Annotated in this window: 22 protein-coding genes and 1 tRNA gene; 16 read left to right on the forward strand and 7 right to left on the reverse strand. The window is 65.8% G+C overall.

All coding sequences use genetic code 11. From position 1 onward, the window contains the following. Nucleotides 1–64 precede the first annotated feature (64 nt). From HNO88_RS06325 to HNO88_RS06335, 3 genes are all read left to right on the forward strand, one after another. A complete protein-coding gene (locus HNO88_RS06325; RefSeq protein ID WP_184243245.1) occupies nucleotides 65–538 on the forward strand; it encodes an Lrp/AsnC family transcriptional regulator in 474 nt (157 codons plus the stop codon). A 74-nt stretch (nucleotides 539–612) separates the two neighbouring features. Continuing rightward, entirely contained in the window at nucleotides 613–750 is a 138-nt protein-coding gene (locus HNO88_RS06330) for a hypothetical protein (protein WP_184243246.1), read from the forward strand. Nucleotides 751–1,221: 471 nt separating this feature from the next. Continuing rightward, nucleotides 1,222–2,394, forward strand: coding sequence for a sensor histidine kinase (locus HNO88_RS06335; protein WP_184243247.1), 1,173 nt, complete (start codon nucleotides 1,222–1,224; stop codon nucleotides 2,392–2,394). 27 nt (nucleotides 2,395–2,421) lie between these two features. Here the strand turns inward: HNO88_RS06335 and HNO88_RS06340 are convergent, their stop codons facing one another. The 4 genes from HNO88_RS06340 to HNO88_RS06350 form a co-directional block, all read right to left on the reverse strand. After that, nucleotides 2,422–3,627 carry a PepSY-associated TM helix domain-containing protein gene (locus tag HNO88_RS06340; protein ID WP_246381234.1) on the reverse strand — a complete coding sequence of 402 codons (1,206 nt, stop codon included), beginning with the start codon at nucleotides 3,625–3,627 and terminating at the stop codon, nucleotides 2,422–2,424. Between the two features lie 2 nt (nucleotides 3,628–3,629). Further along, entirely contained in the window at nucleotides 3,630–5,750 is a 2,121-nt protein-coding gene (locus HNO88_RS06345) for a TonB-dependent siderophore receptor (RefSeq protein ID WP_184243248.1), read from the reverse strand. A gap of 545 nt (nucleotides 5,751–6,295) precedes the next feature. Continuing rightward, nucleotides 6,296–6,598 (reverse strand): rhodanese-like domain-containing protein, encoded by a 303-nt coding sequence (locus HNO88_RS22950; RefSeq protein WP_376768754.1) that lies wholly within the window; start codon nucleotides 6,596–6,598, stop codon nucleotides 6,296–6,298. An 81-nt stretch (nucleotides 6,599–6,679) separates the two neighbouring features. Further along, nucleotides 6,680–6,753 (reverse strand) — tRNA-Gly (locus HNO88_RS06350). 268 nt (nucleotides 6,754–7,021) lie between these two features. Between HNO88_RS06350 and HNO88_RS06355 the strand changes: the two genes are divergently transcribed. From HNO88_RS06355 to HNO88_RS06400, 10 genes are all read left to right on the forward strand, one after another. Beyond that, nucleotides 7,022–8,380: a malonyl-CoA decarboxylase gene (locus HNO88_RS06355; protein WP_184243249.1), complete on the forward strand. Its 1,359-nt coding sequence runs from the start codon at nucleotides 7,022–7,024 to the stop codon at nucleotides 8,378–8,380. A 416-nt stretch (nucleotides 8,381–8,796) separates the two neighbouring features. Next, nucleotides 8,797–10,242 (forward strand): DEAD/DEAH box helicase, encoded by a 1,446-nt coding sequence (locus tag HNO88_RS06360; RefSeq protein WP_184243250.1) that lies wholly within the window; start codon nucleotides 8,797–8,799, stop codon nucleotides 10,240–10,242. 222 nt (nucleotides 10,243–10,464) lie between these two features. Then, nucleotides 10,465–11,187 carry a sterol desaturase family protein gene (locus HNO88_RS06365; RefSeq protein ID WP_184243251.1) on the forward strand — a complete coding sequence of 241 codons (723 nt, stop codon included), beginning with the start codon at nucleotides 10,465–10,467 and terminating at the stop codon, nucleotides 11,185–11,187. Further along, complete coding sequence (locus HNO88_RS06370) at nucleotides 11,154–11,600, forward strand: DUF2141 domain-containing protein (protein ID WP_246381235.1); 447 nt, start codon at nucleotides 11,154–11,156, stop codon at nucleotides 11,598–11,600. The genes HNO88_RS06365 and HNO88_RS06370 overlap by 34 nt, the downstream gene beginning before the upstream one ends. Nucleotides 11,601–11,673: 73 nt before the next feature. Beyond that, complete coding sequence (locus tag HNO88_RS06375) at nucleotides 11,674–12,930, forward strand: MFS transporter (protein ID WP_221419869.1); 1,257 nt, start codon at nucleotides 11,674–11,676, stop codon at nucleotides 12,928–12,930. A gap of 80 nt (nucleotides 12,931–13,010) precedes the next feature. Next, entirely contained in the window at nucleotides 13,011–13,940 is a 930-nt protein-coding gene (locus tag HNO88_RS06380; protein ID WP_184243255.1) for a PAS domain-containing protein, read from the forward strand. A 137-nt stretch (nucleotides 13,941–14,077) separates the two neighbouring features. After that, nucleotides 14,078–15,394, forward strand: coding sequence for a M48 family metalloprotease (locus tag HNO88_RS06385; protein WP_376768755.1), 1,317 nt, complete (start codon nucleotides 14,078–14,080; stop codon nucleotides 15,392–15,394). Between the two features lie 9 nt (nucleotides 15,395–15,403). Next, nucleotides 15,404–16,150, forward strand: coding sequence for a DsbA family protein (locus HNO88_RS06390; protein WP_184243260.1), 747 nt, complete (start codon nucleotides 15,404–15,406; stop codon nucleotides 16,148–16,150). Between the two features lie 143 nt (nucleotides 16,151–16,293). Next, the gene (locus HNO88_RS06395; protein ID WP_184243262.1) at nucleotides 16,294–17,457 is read left to right on the forward strand and encodes a sensor histidine kinase; all 1,164 of its coding nucleotides are present in this window, start codon (nucleotides 16,294–16,296) and stop codon (nucleotides 17,455–17,457) included. 96 nt (nucleotides 17,458–17,553) lie between these two features. After that, nucleotides 17,554–18,351, forward strand: coding sequence for a LytR/AlgR family response regulator transcription factor (locus HNO88_RS06400; protein WP_184243264.1), 798 nt, complete (start codon nucleotides 17,554–17,556; stop codon nucleotides 18,349–18,351). Nucleotides 18,352–18,438: 87 nt separating this feature from the next. On the opposite strand, the gene dctA is transcribed toward HNO88_RS06400, so the two are convergent. Continuing rightward, entirely contained in the window at nucleotides 18,439–19,734 is a 1,296-nt protein-coding gene (gene dctA, locus HNO88_RS06405; protein ID WP_184243266.1) for a C4-dicarboxylate transporter DctA, read from the reverse strand. A gap of 63 nt (nucleotides 19,735–19,797) precedes the next feature. Between dctA and nadC the strand changes: the two genes are divergently transcribed. Together nadC and HNO88_RS06415 are read left to right on the forward strand one after the other, a co-directional pair. Next, nucleotides 19,798–20,655 carry a carboxylating nicotinate-nucleotide diphosphorylase gene (nadC, locus tag HNO88_RS06410; protein ID WP_184243268.1) on the forward strand — a complete coding sequence of 286 codons (858 nt, stop codon included), beginning with the start codon at nucleotides 19,798–19,800 and terminating at the stop codon, nucleotides 20,653–20,655. Beyond that, complete coding sequence (locus tag HNO88_RS06415; RefSeq protein WP_312857005.1) at nucleotides 20,652–21,362, forward strand: ribonuclease T2 family protein; 711 nt, start codon at nucleotides 20,652–20,654, stop codon at nucleotides 21,360–21,362. Before nadC ends, HNO88_RS06415 begins: the two co-directional genes overlap by 4 nt. A gap of 160 nt (nucleotides 21,363–21,522) precedes the next feature. Here the strand turns inward: HNO88_RS06415 and HNO88_RS06420 are convergent, their stop codons facing one another. Further along, on the reverse strand, nucleotides 21,523–21,978 hold the full coding sequence (locus HNO88_RS06420; RefSeq protein ID WP_184243270.1) for a nucleoside deaminase: 456 nt from the start codon (nucleotides 21,976–21,978) through the stop codon (nucleotides 21,523–21,525). 113 nt (nucleotides 21,979–22,091) lie between these two features. Between HNO88_RS06420 and rpmB the strand changes: the two genes are divergently transcribed. Beyond that, complete coding sequence (rpmB, locus tag HNO88_RS06425) at nucleotides 22,092–22,376, forward strand: 50S ribosomal protein L28 (protein WP_184243272.1); 285 nt, start codon at nucleotides 22,092–22,094, stop codon at nucleotides 22,374–22,376. 182 nt (nucleotides 22,377–22,558) lie between these two features. On the opposite strand, the gene HNO88_RS06430 is transcribed toward rpmB, so the two are convergent. Further along, nucleotides 22,559–23,530 (reverse strand): esterase-like activity of phytase family protein, encoded by a 972-nt coding sequence (locus tag HNO88_RS06430; RefSeq protein ID WP_246381236.1) that lies wholly within the window; start codon nucleotides 23,528–23,530, stop codon nucleotides 22,559–22,561. Nucleotides 23,531–23,653 lie beyond the last annotated feature (123 nt).

Consider the following 23,653-nt stretch of genomic DNA (forward strand, 5'->3'; position numbering starts at 1 on the left):
ACTGTTCAAACTTCGCGGCGTCATTATGCTGGAATGACGTACGAAGTCATATCGATGGTTCGTGATGCAAAAACTAGTCAACCTGGACTTGCTTGATCGGCGCATCCTTGTCCAGCTGCAGCGCGACGCGTCGCTCAGCAACGCCGAACTGGCCGAGCGGGTGGGCAGCACCGGCCCATCGGTTTGGCGGCGCATTCGCCAGATGGAGGATGCAGGCGTGCTGGGGGCAACCGTGCGCCTGGCGAACGCTGCATCCCTGGGGCAAACCGTCAATGTCCTGTGTCATGTGCGAATGCGCGACTACTCGGCAGAGTGCATCGAGCAGCTCGAGAGTTTCATCCGTCAGACCGAGCGCATTCTCGAGTGCTACTCGATGTCCGGGGAGTGGGACTATGTCATGCGCATCGTGGCCTCGGACGTATCCGACTATGAGCAGTTCCTCATGCGTGTGATGTTGAAGCACAGCTCCATCGCCGCGGCATCCTCCAACTTCGCGCTCTCGGTGACCAAGTACACATCGGCTTTCCCTGTTGTCTGATTCTTGACCGTGGGGCGGCCGACTGGCGGAGCCGGCCCCGGGATGGTCACTCGGTCGGCACGAACCCGCAGCTGATGACCCGCGCCGGAGATTTCAAGACAGCGGCGAGCATGCTGGGCGTGCAGGCCAAGAGCTTCGGGACCATAGGCGCGATGAAGATCAAGCCGTTGCCCGAGACCGAAATGACGCAACCCGTGCCGGTCACACTTTAAAAGGTTGCCGGCAGAGCTGGCGCTCCCAAGGAGCAGGGACTTGCCGACGCGGAGATCGGCCAGGCACGCACGTGCTCTCAGCCACGGCGGATCACCCGATGCGCAACCCCGATCCGCCGGGTACGCGCGCGCCGGAGCAGCAGGTGCCGCGCGAAACGCTGAGCATCGGCAGGGTCGGCAAAGGCGCTGGTGCGTGGCTGGCCGGTCCTGCCGATACCGGCCCTATTGCCAGGATACCACCGTCCACCCGAGCAGATCGAGCGTCACCTTGCCACCCTGCGGGCGCATCAGGACGTCGAGACATGCCTCGGAGACCATGACCCCGACTTGCGCCTCGCCGGCCTGCGAGGTCCAACATGCATTTTGGATCGATGATGCCGCGCCGATACGCCGAAGCGATAAACGCCCAGAGCGCATCCGGGCATAATCCGGGTTTCGCTGCCGCATCGATGCCGCCACAGGCTTTGCGGGATGACGCAGGTCGCGAACACCTCTTCATGGCAGGCCAAGCCGCTGGCCCGGATCGCTCCGGGCTGGGCGGACGCATGGCTGCTGTTGCTCTACGCAGCAAGCTTCGCGACGCTGCATTGGGCGGCACGGCCATGGGGTGGCGCAGGGTTCTTCTCCTTGTGGTACCCGCCCGCGGGGCTGCGGTTTGCCGTCCTCTGGAGCCGAGGGCCGCGGCTGACACCATGGCTGGTGCTGGCCGAAATCGTCGCCGACTTCGCGACAGGCACGATAGCGTGGAGCGGTCATACGGCGCTGCAGGGGATCACCGGCGCGGCGCGTCCGGGCGTGACGTACGGCATAGCGATGGCGCTGGTGCGGGACGTCTCGCGTGGGCGAGGCAGCACGCTGGCGCTGCCGCCGATGATCTTCGGCGTGGCGGCGATCGCGGCACCGGCGCTCAACGCCGTGATGGTCATGCCGTTCGAGGCATGGCTTCCGCCTGAGGCCGGGCGTTACCGCATTGGCGTCGACGTGGCGATTTCGCTGACAGGTCTGGCGGTCGGTGACCTGCTGGGCATCCTCGTCCTTGCGCCGCCGCTGCTTTGGCTCAGCCAGTTGGCCCGTACCCGCGACCGCAAGTCCCTTCCCCGTCCCGGCCTGCGCCCGATCCTGGAGGATGCCGTCGTCATGAGCGGCTGCCTTCTGCTCACCGCCGCCTTGTGGCGTGCAGGCCTCGGCGCGCAGACCACGCCCAGCCTGCTTGCCGGAGGCTGGATCGGCCTGCGCCATGGCAGGACCGCGGCGTGGTTCGCGATCCTGTCGCAGGCGCTGGTCTTCCTGCCTTACTCCGCCGGCACGCTGGACGACGGCACCCGCCTGGAATTGCATCTGGGGATCGCTTCGGCGGTGCTCGTCACCTGGCTGGCCGGCAGCTTCTCCGACGCGCAGCACGCCGCGCGCACCTCGCTAGATCGGCGCAACCGGCTGCTCTACCAGGCGGAGCGGCTCAAGACCCTGCGCGCCATGTCGGTGGCGGTGATCCACGAGATCAGTCAGCCGCTCACCACCCTGGCGATCGAGGCCGCGCACTTGCGTTCGGTCACCGCAGGGCTTGGAGACGATATCGCGACTAGTGCCGAGCTGGTGGACCGCAAGGCGTCAGGCGATCCGGACGAGCGAGCCGAAATTGCTTGAATTGTAGGGTCGGGTTGGTCGACCTGCTTAACTGGCGCCTGCGATTGCTCCCGGCGTAAGTGCCAAGGCCAGAAGAACCAGCGCGGTGCAGAGGTAGGCCCAGGCGCCCATCCCGGTCCATGCAACCTTGAGTTTGCGCGAGGCCGTTCGCCTCTCCTTCTTGAGGCGGAGCGTGTAAATGATGGCTCCGGTGACGGCGAGGCCGGTCAGAAGAGCGCCGAAGACGAACCAGACGATCTTGGTTGCCAGGCCGCCCAGCGTGCCGAAATGCAAAGGATCGGCCATCTCGGAAACCCTCTGGTGAACGCCGAGGTTGCGTCCGTCGAGGGACATCGTGATCCGTCCGGTGGATGGATCCACCGCGACGCCATTGGTGCGGTCGCGTACGAGCCAGGCCTGATCCTGGCCAAGGAAGATGACTCCGTTGTCCTCTGTGAACCGAATTTCTCGGATCTTCAGGGTGGGGCGCTGGCGCTGCACGAGGGCGGCCATCCGGTCGAGCGCATCGCCGCTGACGGGGGATGCGCTCGCGACTTTGGGCAGCTTGGGCACCGGCGCTTGGCCACCGAGCGTCTCGACCAGATACCAGATACCGGTTACCGCAATCAGCGCCACGAACCACAGGCTCCACAGCCCGCCGAGCCGGTGGAGATCACCGGTCATCCTCCGTGCGTCGCCGCCGCGCGGTCGCCGGAGGAAGCCGCGCCACCACTTCTTGTAGGTGACGAGGCCGGTCACGAGCGATGTCGCAAGCAGCAGCGCCAGCGAGCAGACGATCGGTATGCCGATCTTGGTCGGCAGCATCAGATGGCGATGCACTTGGCGCAGAAAGCGATGCACGTTGGCCCATCTATGCGTGCCCGTGACGCGCGCCGACCAGGGATCGATGTAGACGCGCGAAGGAGCGCCCTTGCCGTGATCCATCCAGGCTTCGGCGGCGAACCAGGGATCGATGGGTGCATAAAGCGTCTGCAGACGGGCGGTCGGCTCGGTCCGTGCGGCCGCTTGCGCCAGCTTACCCCACGAGGCTTGTGGAGCGTCCCGAGGCGTGACCCGCATGGCCGGTGTCACCAGCCAGTCGATCTCATGCGCTACTACGGCGAGCGTTCCGGTGAGCAGGATGAAGCTGAGAAAGATGGAAAGCTTCAGGCCCAGCCAACTGTGGACCATCCACCAGACCGACCGGCCTTTCTTCTGCTTGCGCCGTCCACCCGCGTCCAGTGCATGCCCCATTGTTAGAAGCCGAAGCGCATCTCGGCCAGGAAGGTTCGCGGCTCCCCGGGAAAGTGCCCGCTTTGCGCGGAAAAGCCCGAAGCCGCATAGACCTTGTCGAAGATGTTATCGACGCGCAGCAGCAGTTCGGCGAAACCAAGACCCTTGGTCACGGACGCATCGAAGATCGTGTATGGCTTTACCTGCTGACCCGACAGGCTGATGCGGCGCGAAACATGTTCCCCGCCGAAGCCGATCGCGGCGCCGATCGCCGGGAACTGATACCGCGTCCAGAAGCCGACCTTGTGCTTGGGCGCATTGGCAAAGCGGTTCCCGACCGCATTCGTCACCGCCTGTCCCACCACGGTGTCAGTGATCTTGGTGTCGTTGTAGCCGTAATTTGCCAGCAGTACCCAGTCCGGCGTGATGTCGGTGGCCAGGTCGACCTCGAAACCCTTGCTCGTCACTTCGCCGATCGGCCGCAGTTGATCCTGACCGTTGACGGGAGCGAGCGTTACGTCGGCCTGAAGAATGTTGCGGCGCACGATCCGGTAGACGGCCAGGTTCGCCTGCAAACGCCCTGCGAACAGGTTCGACTTGATTCCGGCTTCGATCTGCTTGCCGGTCACCGGGGCGAAGGGGCCGCCCACATCCGTGCTCTGGCTGGCGGCTGCCTGCGGTTCGAAACTGCCCGACCAGCTGAAGTACAGCGAGGCATCGGGGCGTGGCTTGAATACGGCGCCTGCGCGGTAGGTGACGTCCCCATCACTGTAAGAGGACCCGGCGCTGACCCGGCCTCCGGTGCTGGTGACCACACCATCGTCGAACTTGTCGTAGCGCACGCCGCCCACCAGCAGCAGCGCGTCGGTCACGCTGATCTGGTCCTGAAGGTAGGCCCCCTTACGCTTGGTGCGAGTATCGGTGGTCGTGAACGGCAAGGCAGCGGTGCGGGCAACGTCCCGAGCTGAAGTCACGTAGACCGGATTGCTCAGGCTGAGCGGCGTCACCCCGGCGCGCAGGATGCGCGAGTCCAGCAGGTTCTTTTCGTCATACCAGTCCGCACCTGCCTGGAGCTGATGGGCCATGCCCAGCAAACCGATCTTTGCCGTCACATTGGCCATGAACGACAGGCCATCGACATCGCGGATCTGGTCGCGAAACTCACGAGCGACGAGGTCAGGGTTGCCGGGCACGAGGCCGCGCGGTTCGTGATACTGCTGCGTCTCCTTTGACTTGAAGTATCGCGCTCCGGCATCGAAGGTCACGGCATCGCCGATGTTCGTGACGTAGCGCGCCTGGAACGCCTTCGATTTGAGGTGCAGGAAGTCTGTCGGTTCGTTGGCGTTCCAGCGAATATCTGTCAGGAAGTTGCCGGCATCATCGGTGAGAATACCGCGCAGGCGATTGCCGGGAAGATCGTTGTCATAGATCGTCGCCTGCAGCGTGAGCTTGCCGCCAGGATTGGTCTTGATGGACAGTCCGCCGTCGCCGATTAGCGACTTGCTCTTGGTGTTGGTGCGATACGGCGCCATGGACTCGTAGAACCCGCCCAGCCGATAACTGACGACCCCGCCGACATCGACCGGTCCGGTTGCCTCGGCGGACATGCCGGCACGGTTGTAGTTGCCCATCGTGCCGACCAGGCGCAGTGAGGATTTGTCCTCCGGCACCTTCGAGACGTAATTGATGATGCCGCCCGGCGATCCCGGGCCGAAGAACAGCCCGGCCGGTCCTTTCAGCACTTCCACCCGGCTGATATTGAACAGCTGCGGCACCGAAAAGCCGATGAAGGGATTGCCGCGCTGGCCGTCGTAGAACGACTGGTCTTGCCGGAAGCCGCGGAAAGTGACTCCGGCATAGCTGAAGAAGCTGACGCCTGAGATGTTGCGGTATAGATCGGTGGCGTCACGTGCGCCCTGATCGCGAAACAGCTCGGCGTTGATGACCTGGAGCGCCTGCGGGATGTTGATCGGGTCTTCAGCCACTTTCCCGACGGTCGTGGTGTCGACGCGATAGAGCCTTTGCGCTCGACCATTGACGATGATCTCGTCGGTTGGAGCCTGCTCGTCTTGCGCGAGCGCAGGATTTGCAACCAAGCCCAGCGCCATCGCCGAGGCGCACGTCGCCTGAAAACCCAACCTCATCTACCCACCCGTGCTACTGCGATGCAGTTGCAACTAGCCAATCGTCAAATCGTGTGCAAGAGGTCTCGGGTCCAATCCATGCCTCCCCACCTGCCCCCACCAGAGGAGGTCGTTGCATCAAGTGAGGACAATGCTGTGATGCCGTAACCCATCGGCCGGCTGCCACCGACTGTCGCTTGCATCACCTCAAGACAGTTTCCTTGTTAAGCCCGTCCCATCTCGCGAGGTCAGCGAGCGAAGCTTGCGGGTGCTAGAGCGCGCCTCGCATGACTTGCGTGGCGCTTGGCGCTGCCCGTACCTTCCACCGCATCTTGGATGGACGAGCGACCGTTATGGATGGCAATTCGGTTTGCCAGCCCGATGCATCGTCTGGGTCGCTGGTCACAAACATGTTCATGAGCGATGATGGCGACAGGGCGTTGCATCAACTCCGGTTTCTCATCGCACTCAGGAGGCTGCCACTAAAATCCTTCTTGCACGGGCCGCTGGTCATCGGCGATCCAGCCCGACCAAGATGCCACATACAGAGCAGCCGGTATGCCGATCTACGCCAATGCCGCGAGGTTATGGGTGGCGGAGACGCCGCTTCCACAGAAGACGACGACCTCTCGATCCTTACTCACACCGAGCCCTGTGAAGTGGCGTTGCAGGGTTCGCGGGTAGGCGAAGTAATCGTCGTCGGTGAGGTTCGCCGCTGCCGGGGCGCTGATCGCTCCGGGGACGTGGCCGGCAATGCCGCCGTCGAACAGATCACGAAACGGCAGCGCTCCCGCAGCTTCGCATCGCGCGGCGTCGCGAGGATATGGAGCGCTCAATTGGCGAAGGCGCGGTCCAGGCTTGCGCGGCAAGCGGGGGGCAGCCTGCTACCGACCGTGATCTCGCAAAGAGCCCGGTTACGATGCGACTTCGGATGTACTGCGATATCGTGTTGGAGCGGGTAGCGGGAATCGAACCCGCATAGCCAGCTTGGAAGGCTGGAGCTTTACCACTAAGCTATACCCGCGTGCCGTGGCCCTGGTCGGACCGCAACGATCACCGCGCGATTGCCACGCCGCCCGGTGCGACGTCAAGTCTCGTGGCGATCGGTCTGGCGCTATGGCCGGGCTCTCTTGTTCCGACGGTCTTGTTCCGGCGGTGGTCCGGCCTTCGCCTCGGCGAAGGTGATGGAGGCGGGGGTTGTCACAAACCCGCCTGAACCGTCATGATACGATGATCGTCGACTCACGGGGGCGCCAGCTTCGTCCCGCCAGGCCAAAAGGGGTGACCGCACCATGAACACAGCTCGGACTCGCACGCAGGCGGATGCTCCGGTGCGGCGGCGCAGCGCGCTGGACCTGCTGATGAACTCGGGGCTGGGCAAGATGCTGCGCGGTCTTGGCGTCGTTCCTCGCCAGGAGAACGAGGGCGAGAGCCTGCTCGACCTCGCCGATGCGCTGCTGTCGCTGCGCGGGCGGGCGTCGGGGCCGGCGGTCGCCAAGGCGTTCTTCGACCTCTACGAAGCCAGCGATATCGCTGCGCGCCAGGAGTTCCTGGGCAAGATCCACGGCGCTCACCCGGTCGAGGGCGCGGCGATCGAGAAGGCGATCGCCAAATGGGCGGAAACGCACGACGAGGGCGCCGCCCGCGCGCTGCACGAGGCCACCGAATCGCCCAGCCAGAAGCTGATCCGCGTGCTCAACCTGGCGCCGCAAGGCACCGAGCGCCTGATCGGCATGCGCGAGGACCTGCTCGCCGCGCCAAAGAGCCCCAGTCTTTCCGCCTTCGATCGGGACCTGGAAGGCGCCTTCACCAACTGGTTCAATGCAGGCTTCCTGGAACTGCGTCGCATCTCGTGGGATTCGCCTGCGTGTCTGCTCGAGCGCATCATCCGCTACGAGGCCGTGCACCAGATCCAGGGCTGGGACGACTTGCGCCGCCGGGTCGAGCCGATCGACCGGCGCTGCTACGGCTTCTTCCATCCGCAGATGATGGACGATCCGCTGATCTTCGTCGAAGTCGCGCTCACCCAGGAGCTTCCAAGCGCCATCCACCAGATCATCGCCGAGAAGCGCGAGACGGTGGACCCCGGCGAGGCGAGCTGTGCCATCTTCTACTCGATCAACAATTGTCGGACCGGGTTGAAGGGCATCCCCTTCGGCAACTACCTGATCAAGCGCGTGGTCGGACTGCTGCAGCAGGAACTGCCGCAGCTGAAGACCTTCGCGACGCTTTCTCCGGTGCCCGGCTTTGCGAAGTGGCTGGCCAAGCAGGATAGCAACGCAGGCAAGGTCCCAGGTGCCAAGGAGCTGCGCGTGCTCGGCGCCAAGTACCTCGTCGATGCCAAGGGCAAGGGCGGCCAGCCGCTCGATCCGGTGGCGCGCTTCCACCTGGGCAACGGCGCGCGGCTCGAGGCGATCCACGCCAACGCGGACTTGTCCGAGAACGGGCAGCGCCAGGCCCACGGGATCATGGTGAACTATGTCTACGATCTGGCCGACATCGAGGCGAATCACTTTGCGCTGACCGAACTGGGAACGGTGGTGACCTCGAAGGCGGTGCAGGCCCTGGTGGAAGACACCGAGCCCAAGGAAGGCAAGGAGAAGAAGGGCAAGAAGAAGGACAAGGACAAGGCGGAGCCGGTCGCGGCCTGATCGGGTGACGGCGGCGCGCCAGCTTTCAGCCTAGTCACCGGGTGATCGTGGGCTGGCATCACCGTGCTGGTCCATGCCACCATGCGATGGTCGACCGGATTGCGGATACGCCACTCAGGCTGACGATCTTGCCGGCGGTTTAAGCTGCGAACGAGTGGGCGGAACTGCACTGCGTAATTTTCTTGCGCAGTGCAGCAATTGCGTCTATAGGGCTCTCCAGCAATCGGCGCGTGGGGCTGCAAGTCCCGCTCGCAATCCGCGAGCAGCGTGAGATCTCGGCAGCAAGGCCGATGATCCGCTTCGGATGAGCGATTGTCGATCAACCAGCTTCCTTTTCACGCAGGGTCGCATTGTACGAACCCGTGCGATGTGCGCCGTTTTGCGCGCGCGTCATGCTGATATCTTGAGAGACACTCATGTCCTATTTCTCCGACCTTGGCCTCGCCGAGCCCATTCTCCGCGCGCTCGAGACCAAGGGCTATGCCGATCCCACTCCGATCCAGCGCCAGGCTATCCCTGCGCTGATGGAAGGCCGCGACCTGCTCGGCATCGCGCAGACCGGCACCGGCAAGACCGCCGCCTTCTCGCTGCCTTCGCTTCACCGCCTCGCCGCCGACGCCCGCCCGCGCCAGAATGCCGGCTGCCGCATGCTGATCCTCAGCCCCACGCGTGAGCTGGCGGCGCAGATCGCCGAGAACATGCGCGGCTATGCCAAGTACCTGGCGCTCAACGTGCAGTGCGTGTTCGGCGGCGTGCCCGTGGGCAAGCAGGCTCGCGCGCTGGAGCGTGGCACCGACGTGCTGGTCGCCACCCCCGGCCGCCTGCTCGATCTGATCGACCAGCGCGCGCTGACGCTGCGCCATGTCGAGATCTTCGTGCTCGACGAAGCCGACCAGATGATGGACCTGGGCTTCATCCACGCCCTGAAGCGCGTCGCCGCGATGCTGCCCAAGGAGCGCCAGAGCCTGTTCTTCTCGGCCACCATGCCGCAGGCGATCGCGGACCTCGGCCGCCAGTTCATCAACAACCCGGTCAAGGTCGAAGTCGCTCCGCAGTCGACCACGGCCGAGCGCGTCGAGCAGTTCGGGGTCTACATCAACCAGGCCGAGAAGCAGGCGCTGCTCACCATCAACTTGCGCGATGGCCTCGCCAAGGACGAGGACGGCCAGAGCAAGATCGATCGCGCGCTGGTGTTCAGCCGCACCAAGCACGGCGCCGACCGCATCGTGCGTCACCTGATGACGGCCGGCATCCCCGCCGCCGCGATCCACGGCAACAAGAGCCAGGCGCAGCGCACCGCCGCGCTTGGCGGCTTCCGCCAGGGCACCGTGCGCGTGCTGGTCGCGACCGACATCGCGGCGCGCGGCATCGACGTCTCGGGCGTCAGCCACGTCTACAACTTCGAGCTGCCTAACGTGGCCGAGCAGTACGTCCACCGCATCGGCCGCACCGCGCGCAATGGCGCTGATGGCATTGCCGTCAGCTACGTCGCGCCGGACGAAAAGGCCTACTTGCGCGACATCGAGAAGCTGACGCGCGTCAAGCTGATGCCCTTGCCGCTGCCAGAGGACTTCCAGCGCCAGGCCGCGCGCCTGCCCGCGCCTTCGCGCAAGACGACGGAAACCGAGCAGCGCAACCCGCATGCGCGTGGCGGCCAGGGTGGCGGCCAGCGTGGCGGGCGTCCGCAAGGTCAGCGTCCGGACGGCGAGAAGCGTCGCGACGATCGTCCGCGCTCGGACCGTCCGCAAGGCGAGCGTCCGCAAGGCGAGCGTCCGCAAGGCGATGGCCAGAAGCGCACCTTCCGCCCGCGTGGCCCCAAGACCGTGGGTGCGCACAAGACCAGCGTCCGCCGCGCCGGCTGAGATCGTCTTCCCGGGCTCGACCCGGGACCGGTTTCGGCAGCGATGAACCTTGCTGCGAGGCCGGCGACGACGGTGTCTTACTGATGACGGGCGGAATGGCGTAACCGGTCCCGGGTCGAGCCCGGGACGACGCTGTCCCGACGATCAAGCGCTACGACACCAAGCGCGGTGCTCGACACGGGCCTCTGGTCCTTCCGCGTTGCCACAGGCATAAGGCCACCCATGTCCGAAGGCCTCTCCGCAGTCCTGCTCTCCGCCCTCGCGATGACGGCGATCGTCGGTGTGCGCTACCTGCTGACCAGCGGGCTGTTCGCCTGGATCACCTCGCGCGTTCGGCCGGGCCTCTATCGTGGCATGAACCAGCAGATCGGCAGCGAACTCAGGTGGTCGTTGCTCTCCGCCGCGATCTACGGCGTGCCTGCCGGCGTGGTCGCCTGGGGCTGGCACGCCCATGGCTGGACACGAATCTACACCGACGTTCATGCCTATCCGCTATGGTACCTGCCGCTCTCGCTGCTCGTGTACCTGTTCCTGCACGACACCTGGTTCTACTGGACGCACCGCTGGATGCACCGGCCCAGGGTCTTCGCCGCGGCGCATTCGGTGCACCACGCCAGCCGTCCGCCGACGGCCTGGGCGGCGATGAGCTTCCACCCCCTGGAGGCGGTCACCGGCGCCGTGGTCGTGCCTGCGCTGGTGTCCCTGGTGCCGATTCACGTCGCCATGCTCGGCATTGTCTTGCTCGTGATGACGATAATGGGCATAACCAACCACATGGGGTGGGAAATGTTCCCGCGTTGGCTGATTCATTCGTCGTTGGGACACTGGCTGATAACCGCCAGTCACCATCAGCGCCATCACGAGCAGTACAAATGCAACTACGGCCTCTATTTTCGCTTCTGGGATCACCTTTGCGCGACCGATCGCGGACTGTCGCGGCCCTGATTGCCGCTGCGGCGCTGCCGGCGCTCGTCGGCGCGGTCCAGCCCAGCACCGACGTCAGTGCCTCGGTGACCGGCCTGCGCTCTGCCAAGGGCCACATCCTCGCCTGCCTGACGATGCGCCCCGATACGTTCCCCAACTGCCAGAACGATCCTGCCGCCAAGCGCCTGATCGTGCCCGCCACGGCCCCCGCGCTCGATTTCGGCAAGGTCACGGCAGGGCGATATGCCATCGCCTTGATCCATGACGAGAACGCCAATGGCAAGCTCGACAAGCGGCTGATGATCCCGCGCGAGGGTTTCGGCTTCTCGCAAGACGCGCCGGTGGTCATGGGGCCGCCCCGTTTCGACAGCGCGGCGTTCCCGGTGAACGGCTTTGGCGAGCATCTCACGATCAAGATGCGCTACTTGTTCTGAGCTTGCGGGACGGACCGTTGCGCCGTACCCGAATCGGGTGCCCGACGCGAAATCTCCTCTCGCGAAATCGTCCCTGACCAGCGGGGCTCTCGATCCAGGCGGTCCGGCGCCGGGCACCGGGACATTCTCTCCGTTCCGCTATCCCGTCTTCCGCGCGATCTGGATCGCCAACCTGTTCTCCAACATCGGCGGCACGATCCAGTCGATCGCGGCAGCCTGGATGATGACCGAGCTCACCACCTCGCATCAACTGGTGGCGCTGGTGCAATCCTCGGCAACGGTCCCGATCATGCTGTTCGGCGTCTTCGCCGGAGCGATCGCGGACAACTACGACCGGCGCCAGGTCATGCTCGCGGCGCAGATCGGCATGCTGATCGTGTCGAGCGCCCTGGCGGCGATGACCTATGCCGGCTGGATCAACCCGGTCCTGCTGCTCGCCTTCACGCTGACGATGGGCATCGGCACGGCGCTGAATTCGCCCGCCTGGCAAGCCTCGGTGCGCCAGCAGGTGGACACCAGGCAACTGCCGCAGGCGATCGCGCTGAATTCGATCTCTTTCAACATCGCCCGCAGCGTCGGTCCGGCGCTGGGCGGCGTCCTGCTGTCCATCTGGGGCCCGCCCTTCGCCTTCCTGATCAATGCCGTGAGCTACATCGGCCTTATCGGCGTGCTGCTCTGGTGGAAGCCGGAGGCGCGGGCGATCGATCGCCGGCCTATTCTGCCCGCTGTCGGTGTGGGGATTCGCTTCTGCGCCGGCTCGCAGCCGCTGCGCCGCATCCTGGTCCGCGGGCTGAGCCTCGGCTTCAGCCTGGCGGCCTACCAGGCGCTGCTGCCGACCATCGTCAGCGATCAGCTGCATGGCGACGAGTTCCAGTTCGGCCTCATGCTCGGCCTGTTCGGCATCGGATCGATCGTCACCGCACCGTTCGTCGGGCCGCTGCGGCGCAAGCTGAAGCTGGAGGGCATCCTACTGCTTGGCTCGATCATGTTCGTGTTCGTGCTGTCGCTGCTGGCCGAAGTGCAGGTCGTCTGGTTCGCGCTGCCCGCGGCCTTTGTCGGCGGGGCGGGATGGGTCATGATCCTGACGAGCATCAACACGGCGGTGCAGCTGCGCTCGCCCGATGCGATCCTCGGGCGGTGCCTGTCGATCTACCAGGCGGTGACGTTCGGGGGCATGGCGCTGGGCTCCTGGGCATGGGGGGCGCTTGCCGATCTACGCGGGCTGCCCTTCACGCTGCATGCCGGATCGGTGTTCCTGATCGTGTCGTTCTTGCTGTTGAGGTTCGTGGCGCCGCTGCCCCGGCCGGGCGAGGGTGTGATCCGCGACTGACCCCACCTGGGTGCGCGTTTACCACTTGTTCACCACGAGGATTGAGAAGGCGTTGTCCGCATCGGACCTAGGAATATGTCATGGACAGCTTGCGCGGCCAATTAGCGGACCTTGGCGACAGCCTTGCCGATCGTCTTGCCGATCGTCTTGGCAGTGACCATGCGATCGAGGACGAGCACACCGGACGCGAACCGCTCCCCTTTGCCGTCGGCCAGGCGGAGCGCCGGCTTCAGGTCCGCGCCTACAACTTCTGGGCAGCGCTGCTGGGTGAGCGGCAGTTCCCCGCCAGCGAAGCGCTCGATCTGCAGACCCTGCCGGATTTTGCCGGGCACTGCGTGCTGCTGGATGTCGGGGAAGACCGCGAGGATCCCAAGCTGCGCCATGTCGGCCATGCCATGGTCGCGGAATGCGGGCTCTCCGGTGCCCCCGGTTGCCTCAGTCAGGCGCCGTCCCACTCGCTCTTGTCGCGTATCGCGAACCACTACCGGCCGGTCTTCGCCAGCAACGCCCCGGTTGGGTTCGAGGCCGAGTTCGTCAACTGGCGCGGAGCGACGATCCTGTATCGCGGCATCCTCTTGCCGTTCTCGCGCGACGATGCCGAGATCGATCAGGTGCTGTGCGTGATCAACTGGAAGGAAGTGCTCGACGCCCGCGTCGCCACCGCGCTCCAGCGGGAGATCGCCGAATCCTACGAGCCGCTGCGGCGTTTGCGCCTCGATCCGGAGGGAGGCGCCGACTGGGCCGGCAAATCGGTCGGGGAGCGGACGGACTTCTTTCGGTCGACCCCTCATGCAAAGGATGAAGCGGAACTGCCGCCGTATGCGCCAGGCTGGCACGAGGCGCTACGCGCGTTGCCCGAGCGTCCACTCGCCAGTCTGCCGGCGCATGGCGAGGAGTTCACGCTCCTGATCGCCCGGCGCGCGCCCGACGGCCAGATCATCGTGCTGGGCGAAGTGCCGCACGACATACGCCTGCTCGAGCGCGCGGCGCGGAGTTTCGGCGACGCATAAGCGGGTCGACGCGCAGCCTGTGCCAAGGCATGACCGTCGCCGTGACGACCTCAACCCTTCAGCATCGGTTCACGCCTGCGCGCCCTAGGCTTTGCTCGATGCGTTTGCCTCGGCTTTCCGCCTATTTGCTTGCCCCCATGGCGCTGCTAGCCTCCGTGCCGGCGATGGCGCAATCGATCCTGCGCGACGCGGAAACCGAGGCGCTGTTCCGCGACATGTCGCGCCCGATCATCGCCCAGACCGGGCTCGATCCCAAGAACGTAGACATCGTCCTCATCAACGATCCGAGCGTGAACGCCTTCGTGGCGGGCGGGCAGGCGGTCTACGTCAACTCGGGCCTGATCAACGAGGCGGACAATGCCAACGAGGTACAGGGCGTGGTCGCGCACGAGCTGGGCCACGTGGTCGGTGGCCATGCGGTGCTGAACCAGGGTGCGGCGGGCGCGACGAACATCAGCCTGCTCTCGCTCCTGCTCGGCGCGGCGGCCGCGGCGGCCGGCGGAGGCGAGGCCGCCATGGGCGTGCTGATGGCGGGGCAGCAGGCGGCGATGGGCAAGTTCCTCGCCTACAACCGCTCGCAGGAGGCCAGCGCCGATGCCGCCGGCGCATCCTACCTTTCCAAGGCGGGGATCACCGGCAAGGGCTCGCTGGAGTTCTTCAAGAAGCTGCAGAACCTGGAGTTCCGCCACGGCTATCGTCCGGCGGACGGCGACGAGTTCTACTCGACTCACCCGATGACGGCCGACCGCATCACGACGCTGACGGATACTTACGAGGCCGATCCCGCGTGGAACAAGCCGAGCGACCCGGCCATCGAAGCGCGCTTCACCCGGGTGAAGGCCAAGCTGTTCGGCTTCCTGGCAGAGCCGCGCGACACCTTGCGGACTTATCCGCCGACCGACAACTCGGTGCCGGCGCACTATGCGCGGGCCTACGCCTACCACAAGGATTCGCAGCTCGACCGCGCGACCGCGGAAGCCGATGCGCTGCTTCTGACCGCGCCGGACGACCCGTATTTTCTGGAACTCAAGGGCCAGATCCTGCTTGAGGCGGGCAAGCCGCCCGAGGCCCTGGCGCCGCTGCGCCGCGCGACGGAACTGACCGGCAACCAGCCGCTGATCGCGACGCTCTTCGGCCATGCCCTGATCGCCACCGAGGATCGCAAGAACTTCGCCGAAGCCCAGACCGTGCTGCGCGCGGCCGTATCGCGGGATCGGGAGAATCCGTTCGCCTGGTACCAGCTGGGCGTCATCTACGCCAACCAGGGCGACATGCCCCGCGCGCGGCTCGCCAGCGCCGAACAGCAGGTGCTCAGCGGCCGGATGGAGGAAGCGCTGGCAAGCGCGCGGGCGGCACAGCTGGGCCTGCCGGAAGGCTCGCCCGACTGGCTGCGGGCGCAGGACATCGAGTTCCAGGCCCGCGCCGAAGTTGAACGCACCCGCAAACGCAAGTAGGCCCCGCCCATGACATCGACGCAGGACAAGACAGCCGCTGGTCGCCGGCGCACGGTGCTCGTCGCGGGCGCGATCGTGCTCGCCGCGCTGGGCGGCTGGTTCGCGCATCGCCAGTTCGCCCCCGTGGCCGATCGCGCCGCGGTGGAGCAGATCGTGCGCTCCTACATTCTCGAGCATCCCGAGATCCTGCCTGAGGCGATGGACAACCTGCAGCGCAACCAGGGGCGCACCCAGCTGGCGCAAGTGCGCACCCCGGTCGAGGCACCGTTCCCCGGCGCGGTGCTGGGCAACCCGCGCGGTTCGGTGACGCTGGTCGAGTTCACCGACTTCGCCTGTGGCTATTGCCGCAAGTCGGTGGGAGACATCGCCGCGCTGGCGAAGGCCAATCCCGACCTCAAGATCGTCATTCGCGAACTGCCGATCATCAGCCCGCACAGTGCGGCGGCGGCGAAGATGGCGCTCGCCGCGGCGGAGCAGGGCAAGTACCCGCAGTTCCACGATGCGATGTTCTCGGCCGGACAGCTCGACCCTGCCGCGATCGAAACGGCGGCGAGCGCCGCGGGTCTGGATCTGGAGCGCGCGCGCAAGGTCGCGGCGAGTGCGCCGGTCGCGGAAGAGATCCAGCGCAACCTGGCGCTGGCGCAAAAGCTCGGCTTCGGCGGCACGCCCAGCTGGGTTGCGGGCGACGAGCTGATCTCGGGTGCCGTCGGAACCGACAGGCTGGCCGAGGCGATCAAGGCGGCGCGCAAGAGCTGAAGCTGGATTGTCTTCCTCTTTTTTCGTCATTCCCGCGAAGGCGGGAATGACGAGGGTGTGACTGTACCGACGGTCGCGACTGCCTGAACGACGATGACCCAAAGGATTCCCACCGCTCTCCATCTGCGCTACGAACCGCTGCAATGGCCGTGCTTCCGATCAAGCCTATCCCGTTCTTCGCGAACAAGAACCAGGCGTTCTGGCGCCTGCAGGCGGTCGGCTGGGCGGGCGCCATGCTGCTGCGCGCGATGTCGGCGATCGCCAACGACCAGGCGCTGACGTTCCTGGTCATCGTCCTGATCGGCACCGTCACCGGCTTCTCGATCTCGCTGGTGCTCGCGGTCATCTTCCGCCAGCTAATCGGGCGCCAGCCGCTGCTGACCTGGGGCGTGACGGTGCTGGCGATCCCGGTTGCGGTGGGCTTGTACGCCTTCGTTGATGCCTGGGTGATCTGGCTCTATCGCGCCGAATCGGACGCGAGCTTCGCGCAGCTGTTCATCGGCTATTTCTACTACGACGCGACGCTGCTGGGCGCTTGGTCCGCGCTATACTACGCGATCAACTTCTACCTGACGGTGGAAGAACAGAACGACCAGCTGCTGCGGCTGGAGAACCAGGCCACGCAAGCGCAGCTGGCCATGCTGCGCTACCAGCTGAACCCGCATTTCCTGTTCAACACCCTGAACTCGATCTCCACGCTGGTGCTGCTCAAGCAGACCGAACCGGCCAACGCGATGCTCAGCCGCCTGTCCTCGTTCCTGCGCTACACGCTGGTCAACAAGCCATCGGCACGCGTGACGGTGGTGCAGGAAGTGGAAACGCTCAAGCTCTACCTCGATATCGAGCGCATGCGGTTCGAGGAGCGGCTGCGCACCACGTTCGACATCGCGCCGGAGACAGAGCCGGGCCTGTTGCCCTCGCTCCTGCTCCAGCCGCTGGTCGAGAACGCGATCAAGTATGCGGTCAGCCAGCAGGAGTCGGGCGCGGAGATCACCATCACCACGCAACTCATCGGTTCGACGCTTCGCATCGTCGTCTCGGACACCGGCCCGGGCTTGCAAACCTCCACCACGGACAACAGGCTCTCGGGCATGACGTACGATGGAGGGGAGCCGGTTTCGACCGGAGTGGGATTGTCCAACATTCGCGATCGCCTGTCCCAGGCCTATGGGGAAGACCATCGCTTCGAAACGATCGAGCCCCCCGAAGGCGGGTTCGCCGTCGTCATAGAACTTCCGTTCGAGCGTACCGAAGCTGGCGAGGAGGCCATACCTGTTCCTCGACTCGCCGCGACGGGTTCGCGCTGATACACTGCCGCATGCATTCGCCGGACCTGCGTCATCTGCCGTTCAAGCTGAAACCTTGATGGAGACCGCGCGTTCGAGCGCCGGAGATTTCACTGCATGACTATCCGTACCATCCTCGTCGATGACGAGAAGCTCGCCATCCAGGGCCTCCAGCTGCGCTTGGAGAAATACACCGACGTCGAGATCATCGACACCTGCTCCAACGGACGCGAGGCGATCCGCAAGATCAAGACGGAAAAGCCCGATCTCGTCTTCCTCGACATCCAGATGCCCGGGTTCGACGGCTTCTCGGTGGTGAAGGGCGTGATGGAGATCGAGCCGCCGCTGTTCGTCTTCGTCACCGCCTACCAGGAACACGCGGTCCGCGCCTTCGAGGCGAACGCCGTCAACTACCTGATGAAGCCGGTGGAGGACGACAAGCTGGCCGACACGCTTGCCCGGGTCCGCACCCGCCTGGCCGAGAAGCGCTCGGCCGAGGAGGCGGAAAAGCTCAAGACCGTGCTGGCCGAAGTGGCGCCCGATGCGATCGATGCCATGCCTGAGGACGCGGAGCATAGTGCAGACCGCTTCGAGAAGCTGATCAACATCAAGGATCGCGGCCAGATCTTCCGCATCGACGTCGATTCGATCGAGCATATCGAGGCCGCGGGCGACTACATGTGCATCCGCACCGCCGACAACTCGCTGATCCTGCGCGAGACGATGAAGGATCTGGAGCGCCGCCTCGACCCGCGCGTGTTCCAGCGCGTGCACCGCTCGACGATCGTCAACCTGAACCAGGTCCGCCAGGTCAAGCCGCACACCAATGGCGAGTGCTTCCTGGTGCTCGATTCGGGGGCGCAGGTGAAGGTCAGTCGCTCGTACAGGGACGTGATCGCCCGCTTCGTGCATTGAGCTGAGGAAGACCTCACCCGACAAACCCTCGTCATTCCCGCGAAGGCGGGAATGACGAGGGTTTGTCGGGGCAGGCGGGAGGTCGCCCTACCCCTTCAACGCCGCATCCAGCTTGGCGTGGTCCAGCCCGCCCTCCCATTTCGACACCACCACGGCCGCCACCGCGTTGCCGATGAAATTGGTCAGGCTGCGGCATTCCGACATGAACCGGTCGACGCCCAGGATCAGCGTCATGCCGGCCAGCGGCACCGTCGGCACGACCTGCAGCGTCGCCGCCAGGGTCACGAAGCCGGCCCCGGTGACCCCCGCCGCGCCCTTGGACGAGATCATCGCCACGCCCAGTAGCAGCAGCTGTTCGGACAAGGGCAGGTGCACGTTGCAGGCCTGGGCGATGAAGAGCGCCGCCAGCGTCATGTAGATGTTCGTGCCGTCGAGATTGAACGAGTAGCCTGTCGGCACCACCAGCCCGACGACCTCGCGCGGGCAGCCGGCGTGCTCCATCTTCTCGATCAGCAGCGGCAGGGCGCTTTCGGACGAGGAGGTGCCCAGCACCAGCAGCAGCTCGGCCTTGAGGTACGCGATCAGCCGCAGGATCGAGAAGCCGGCCCACAGCCCCACCGCGCCCAGCACGCCCAGGACGAACAGCAACGAGGTCAGGTAGAACGTTGCGACCAGCTTGATGAGATCGGCCAGCGCACCGATGCCGTAGCTGCCGATGGTGAAGGCCATCGCGCCGAAGGCACCGATCGGCGCTGCCTTCATCAGGATGGCGACGATCTTGAAGACGACCACCGCCACGTCCTCCAGCACCGAGAGGATGCGATCCCCGCGTGGACCGACCATCGGCAGAGCCACGCCGAACAGGATCGCCACCACCAGCGTCTGGAGGATATTCTCGCCCACCAGCGGCGAGACCAGGCTGGTCGGGATCATGCCGAGGAGAAAACCGACCAGGCTGGTGTCATGCGCCGCAGTTCCGTATTTCGCGACCTTGCCGGCATCGAGCGTCGCCGGGTCGATGTTCAGCCCGGCGCCCGGCTGCAGCACGTTGGCGACGATCAGCCCGACGAACAGCGCCAGCGTCGAGAAGAACAGGAAATAGGCGAACGCCTTGGCCGCCACGCGCCCGACCGACGCCAGATCGCGCATGCCGGCGATGCCGGTAACGATGGTCAGGAAGATGACGGGCGAGATGATCATCTTCACCAGCGCGATGAAGGCGTCGCCCAGGGGCTTCATCGCCTCGCCGGTCTGCGGCGCGAAATAGCCCAGGGCCGCTCCAGCCGCGATGGCGATCAGGACCTGGACGTAAGTCAGCGTGTACCAGCGTCCCTTGCCATGCGGCGATGTCGGGGCGGCAGGGGCGTGCGGCGAAGGGATCATCGCATCGTGCTAGCAGCATGCCGGCGCTTGCGCGAACCTTCCGCACGCGCGAAAGACGCGGCCATGAGCTTTTCCCTGACCGGCTTCGACCTCGACGCGTTCGTCACCGCAACTCTCGACGAGGACCTGGGCGTCGGGCTGCCGGGCGGCGGGCACGATGTCACCTCCGAAAGCGTGATCGACGCCGATGCCCGCTTCTCCGGGGTGATGGATTCGCGCGATGCGATCACCGTCGCGGGCCTGCCGATCGCTGCCGCGTTCTTTCACCGGCTCGACCCCGATATGCAGATCGAGATCCTGGTCGAGGAGGGCGCGCAGGTCGCGGCCGGCTCGCAGCTGATGCGCTTCGCCGGCAAGGCGCGCGCGATGCTGACGGCGGAGCGGTCGGCGCTCAACACCGTGCAGCACCTGTCCGGGATCGCGACGATGACGGCGCAGTACGTGCAGGCGATGGCGGGCCATGCGACCTTGCTGGATACGCGCAAGACGATCCCCGGCCTGCGTCACCTGGAGAAATACGCCACCCGCATGGGCGGGGCCCGGAATCACCGCATGGGCCTGTGGGATGCGGCGATGATCAAGGACAACCATGTCCTCGTCGCCGGCGGCGTCGGGCCTGCGGTCTCGCGCGCCAAGGCCACGGGTGTCACGCAAGTAATCTGCGAAGTCGACAGCCTCGAGCAGATCGAGCCGGCGCTGGCCGCCGGCGCCGACCACCTCCTGCTTGACAACATGGGGCCTGACACTCTGCGCGAAGCCGTGGCCCTGGTCGCCGGGCGCGTGCCGACCGAGGCATCGGGCGGCGTGAACCTCTCGACCATCGGCGCGATCGCGGCCACCGGTGTGACGTACGTCTCGGTCGGGCGCCTGACCCAGAGCGCGCCTGCCGCCGACATCGGCCTGGACTTCACGCCGCTGTGAGGTGGCTGGGGCCGGTGCTCGCGCTGGTGCCAATGCTCGCGCTCTGGCCGTCGCCGACCTTGGCCCAGGCCTACCAGTGCACGCCGCCCGGCCGCATCGAGCCATTTGCCGTACCTTCACCGAACGGAGCGCCGCGCCGCGTGGCGGTGGCCGGCTATACCCTCGCGGCGAGCTGGTCGCCCGACTATTGCAAGACCAGCGGCGACACTGCGTCCATGCAATGCTCCGGCCGTAACGGCCGCTTCGGCTTCGTGCTGCATGGGCTCTGGCCCGAGGCGCGGCGCGGGCCTTCGCCCCAATGGTGCAGCGCTATGCCGCAACCTTCGATGCAGGATCTGCGGGCGCATCTGTGCATGACGCCTTCGGCGCGGCTGCTGGCGCACGAGTGGGCCAAGCACGGCAGCTGCATGGCGAAGAGCCCGGCGCAGTATTTCCGGGTCGCGGCGGTCCTGTGGCGCTCGATCCGCTGGCCCGATGCCGACCGCCTGTCGCGCCAGGATGATCTGACCGCAGGCGATTTGCGGCGTGCGTTCGTGCGGCTCAATCCCTCCTGGAAGGTCGAGCAGGTGGGGGTTCAGCTCAGCCGGACCGGATGGCTGCGCGAGGTGCAGCTCTGCTACTCCAGGCGCTTCCTGCCCGTTAAGTGCGACAGGCGGCACTTGGGCGCCAGTGACACGACCCCGCTGAAGATCTGGCGGGGGCTGTGACCCTGTAGATACTCCCCTGCAAGGGGAGGTGGCGCGCACGTAGTGCGTGACGGAGGGGTGTCACCGCCACCGGAGTACATGACTGCGACGGCTACACCCCTCCACCACCAGCGCTGCTGGCGGTCTCCCTCCCCTTGCAGGGGAGGATCTTGACGATCCTTCATCTGCGCTCGCGAAAGAACCCTCGCAGCAAATCCGCAGCCTGCGATTCGCCGATTCCGGCGTAGACCTCGGGCCGGTGCAGGCACTGGGGCTGCTCGAACACCCGCGCGCCATGCTCCACCGCCCCGCCCTTCGGATCCGATGCGCCGTAATACACCTTGGCGATCCGTGCATGGACGATGGCGCCGGCGCACATCGCGCAAGGTTCCAGCGTCACCCACAGCTCGCACCCGTCCAGCCGCTCGTTGGCCAGGACCTGCGCGGCGGCGCGAATCGCCTCGATCTCGGCATGCGAGGTGGGATCGTGCCGGGCGCGGGGGGCATTGCGTCCGGTGGCGATCACCACGCCGCCCTTGACCACCACGGCGCCGATGGGCACCTCGCCCTCGGTCGCCGCCAGCCGTGCCTGCTCCAGTGCGAGCGCCATGGGTTGGGGGAGCGGCCAGCGGGTCATGGGCTCTCGCTACCGTGCGATCGGCCTGTGCACAACTTGACCTCGGCGGGGTGACTCGCTAAGGGCGCGCCTTCCCGTTTACACGGCACAGACATTCGAGCGAGAGAAGTCCCATGTCCCGTATCTGCGAACTGACCGGCAAGAGCCGTCAAGTCGGCCACAACGTCAGCCACGCCAACAACAAGACCAAGCGCGTCTACCTGCCCAACCTGCAGAACGTGACTCTGCTGTCGGACGGGCTGGAGCGCAGCTTCAAGTTCCGCGTCTCGACCCACGGCCTGCGCTCGGTCGAGCACAACGGCGGCCTGGACAACTGGCTGCTCAAGGCTTCGGACGAGAAGCTCAGCACCCGCGCTCTCAAGGTGAAGCGCGAGCTGAAGAAGAAGGCAGCGGCCTGAACGAGTCGCTTCGCTAAGGCGGGGCGCTCCAGATCGAACATGAGGCGTGCGGAGCGATCCGCGCGCCTTTTTGCGTGCGAGACGAAGGCTTGCGGCTGGGCTGAATATCGTCAGCGATAGTCCGCTTCCACTTGGCCCTACAACGCGAGACGGGCTGAGTTTCCGAAGCGGCGGCCGCAGCTTCAGCGCGGCAGCTTCGCGGGATCGACGACCAGCTTCCACAGCAGTGTGCGCTGGATTCGGGTCTGGTTGTCGTCCGAGATCAGCCACACGATCACCTTGCCGTCGCCGCGCGGTGTCACCGCCATGCCTTCGAAGTTGTCGACCGGCAGCGTGGAGGCGAGACGCGCGACTTCGGTGACGTGCCAGGTTTCCCCGGATTTGATCCGGGCGGGATCGCCGATGGCGATGCGACCGGCAAATCGCTCGGGCAGGGGCCAGATCAGCGTCCGCATCAGCACGAGCACGCGCCCGTCGGGCAATTGCGCCATGTCCACCGGATCGAAGGCAGACGGGCCATCGAAGGTGAAGCCCTGTCCCGAGGCGGGCTTTGCGACCGGGTCGCCGGAGAAGATCACGCCGTCGTGATGGCGCGGCCAGAGCCATTCACGCGCCCCTTCCGACAGCGCCACGAAGCGTCCATCGGCAAGGCGGATCATCGCCTCGGCCCCGGAGTTCTCGCCCCAGCCGGCCATGCTCTCGGGCTGCGAGCGGCCATTTTCGACCCAGTTTGGTCCCAGGCGCACGAAGCCGTTCAGGAACTCCATGCCGAGCCAGATCGTGCCGGTGCGTGGATCGCGCGTGGCCGATTCGCTATCGACCTTGCGCTTGTCGTTGCGCGGGTCACGTATCAGATTGCCGTGCCGAGCCTTGTGCTGGCCCTGTCCCGGCGGCGTGAAGGCCAGGAAGCGGCCGAAGTCCGAGATCGCGAGCAGCCGCCCGTCGGGAAGCGAGAGCAAGGCCGAGTAGCCGCCGAATTTGTAGCTGCCCAGCGTCATGTGCCAGGCGCTCTCCAGTTCGAAGGGCCCAAGGTGCGCCTTCACGACGTCACGGGGTGACAGCTTGATTGCGGTGAAGCGCAAGGTGTCGTTGGGCACCACCAGCCAGCGTTCGGAACGCAGCCAGGTGGTCAGCGCGACGCCGATGATCAGCAAGACAAGAGCTATGTTGCGCCGCACCATCGCCTGATAGGCCCGTGGCCGCAGGGTGCAACCCGGGAGGCGCACCCTGGGGCCTGATCTGGCGAAGTGGGCCCGGGGCGGCGCTGCATCCACGTG

The organism is Novosphingobium chloroacetimidivorans, from assembly GCF_014204535.1.
Classification (GTDB): domain Bacteria; phylum Pseudomonadota; class Alphaproteobacteria; order Sphingomonadales; family Sphingomonadaceae; genus Novosphingobium; species Novosphingobium chloroacetimidivorans.

What these genes read in the sequence shown, in the direction of transcription:
- HNO88_RS06325 (WP_184243245.1), top strand. Translation starts at nt 65, where the DNA reads ATGCAAAAACTAGTCAACCTGGACTTGCTTGATCGGCGCATCCTTGTC.
- HNO88_RS06330 (WP_184243246.1), top strand. Translation starts at nt 613, where the DNA reads ATGACCCGCGCCGGAGATTTCAAGACAGCGGCGAGCATGCTGGGCGTG.
- HNO88_RS06335 (WP_184243247.1), top strand. Translation starts at nt 1,222, where the DNA reads ATGACGCAGGTCGCGAACACCTCTTCATGGCAGGCCAAGCCGCTGGCC.
- HNO88_RS06340 (WP_246381234.1), bottom strand. Translation starts at nt 3,627, where the DNA reads ATGGGGCATGCACTGGACGCGGGTGGACGGCGCAAGCAGAAGAAAGGC.
- HNO88_RS06345 (WP_184243248.1), bottom strand. Translation starts at nt 5,750, where the DNA reads ATGAGGTTGGGTTTTCAGGCGACGTGCGCCTCGGCGATGGCGCTGGGC.
- HNO88_RS06355 (WP_184243249.1), top strand. Translation starts at nt 7,022, where the DNA reads ATGAACACAGCTCGGACTCGCACGCAGGCGGATGCTCCGGTGCGGCGG.
- HNO88_RS06360 (WP_184243250.1), top strand. Translation starts at nt 8,797, where the DNA reads ATGTCCTATTTCTCCGACCTTGGCCTCGCCGAGCCCATTCTCCGCGCG.
- HNO88_RS06365 (WP_184243251.1), top strand. Translation starts at nt 10,465, where the DNA reads ATGTCCGAAGGCCTCTCCGCAGTCCTGCTCTCCGCCCTCGCGATGACG.
- HNO88_RS06380 (WP_184243255.1), top strand. Translation starts at nt 13,011, where the DNA reads ATGGACAGCTTGCGCGGCCAATTAGCGGACCTTGGCGACAGCCTTGCC.
- HNO88_RS06385 (WP_376768755.1), top strand. Translation starts at nt 14,078, where the DNA reads ATGGCGCTGCTAGCCTCCGTGCCGGCGATGGCGCAATCGATCCTGCGC.
- HNO88_RS06390 (WP_184243260.1), top strand. Translation starts at nt 15,404, where the DNA reads ATGACATCGACGCAGGACAAGACAGCCGCTGGTCGCCGGCGCACGGTG.
- HNO88_RS06395 (WP_184243262.1), top strand. Translation starts at nt 16,294, where the DNA reads ATGGCCGTGCTTCCGATCAAGCCTATCCCGTTCTTCGCGAACAAGAAC.
- HNO88_RS06400 (WP_184243264.1), top strand. Translation starts at nt 17,554, where the DNA reads ATGACTATCCGTACCATCCTCGTCGATGACGAGAAGCTCGCCATCCAG.
- dctA (WP_184243266.1), bottom strand. Translation starts at nt 19,734, where the DNA reads ATGATCCCTTCGCCGCACGCCCCTGCCGCCCCGACATCGCCGCATGGC.
- nadC (WP_184243268.1), top strand. Translation starts at nt 19,798, where the DNA reads ATGAGCTTTTCCCTGACCGGCTTCGACCTCGACGCGTTCGTCACCGCA.
- HNO88_RS06420 (WP_184243270.1), bottom strand. Translation starts at nt 21,978, where the DNA reads ATGACCCGCTGGCCGCTCCCCCAACCCATGGCGCTCGCACTGGAGCAG.
- rpmB (WP_184243272.1), top strand. Translation starts at nt 22,092, where the DNA reads ATGTCCCGTATCTGCGAACTGACCGGCAAGAGCCGTCAAGTCGGCCAC.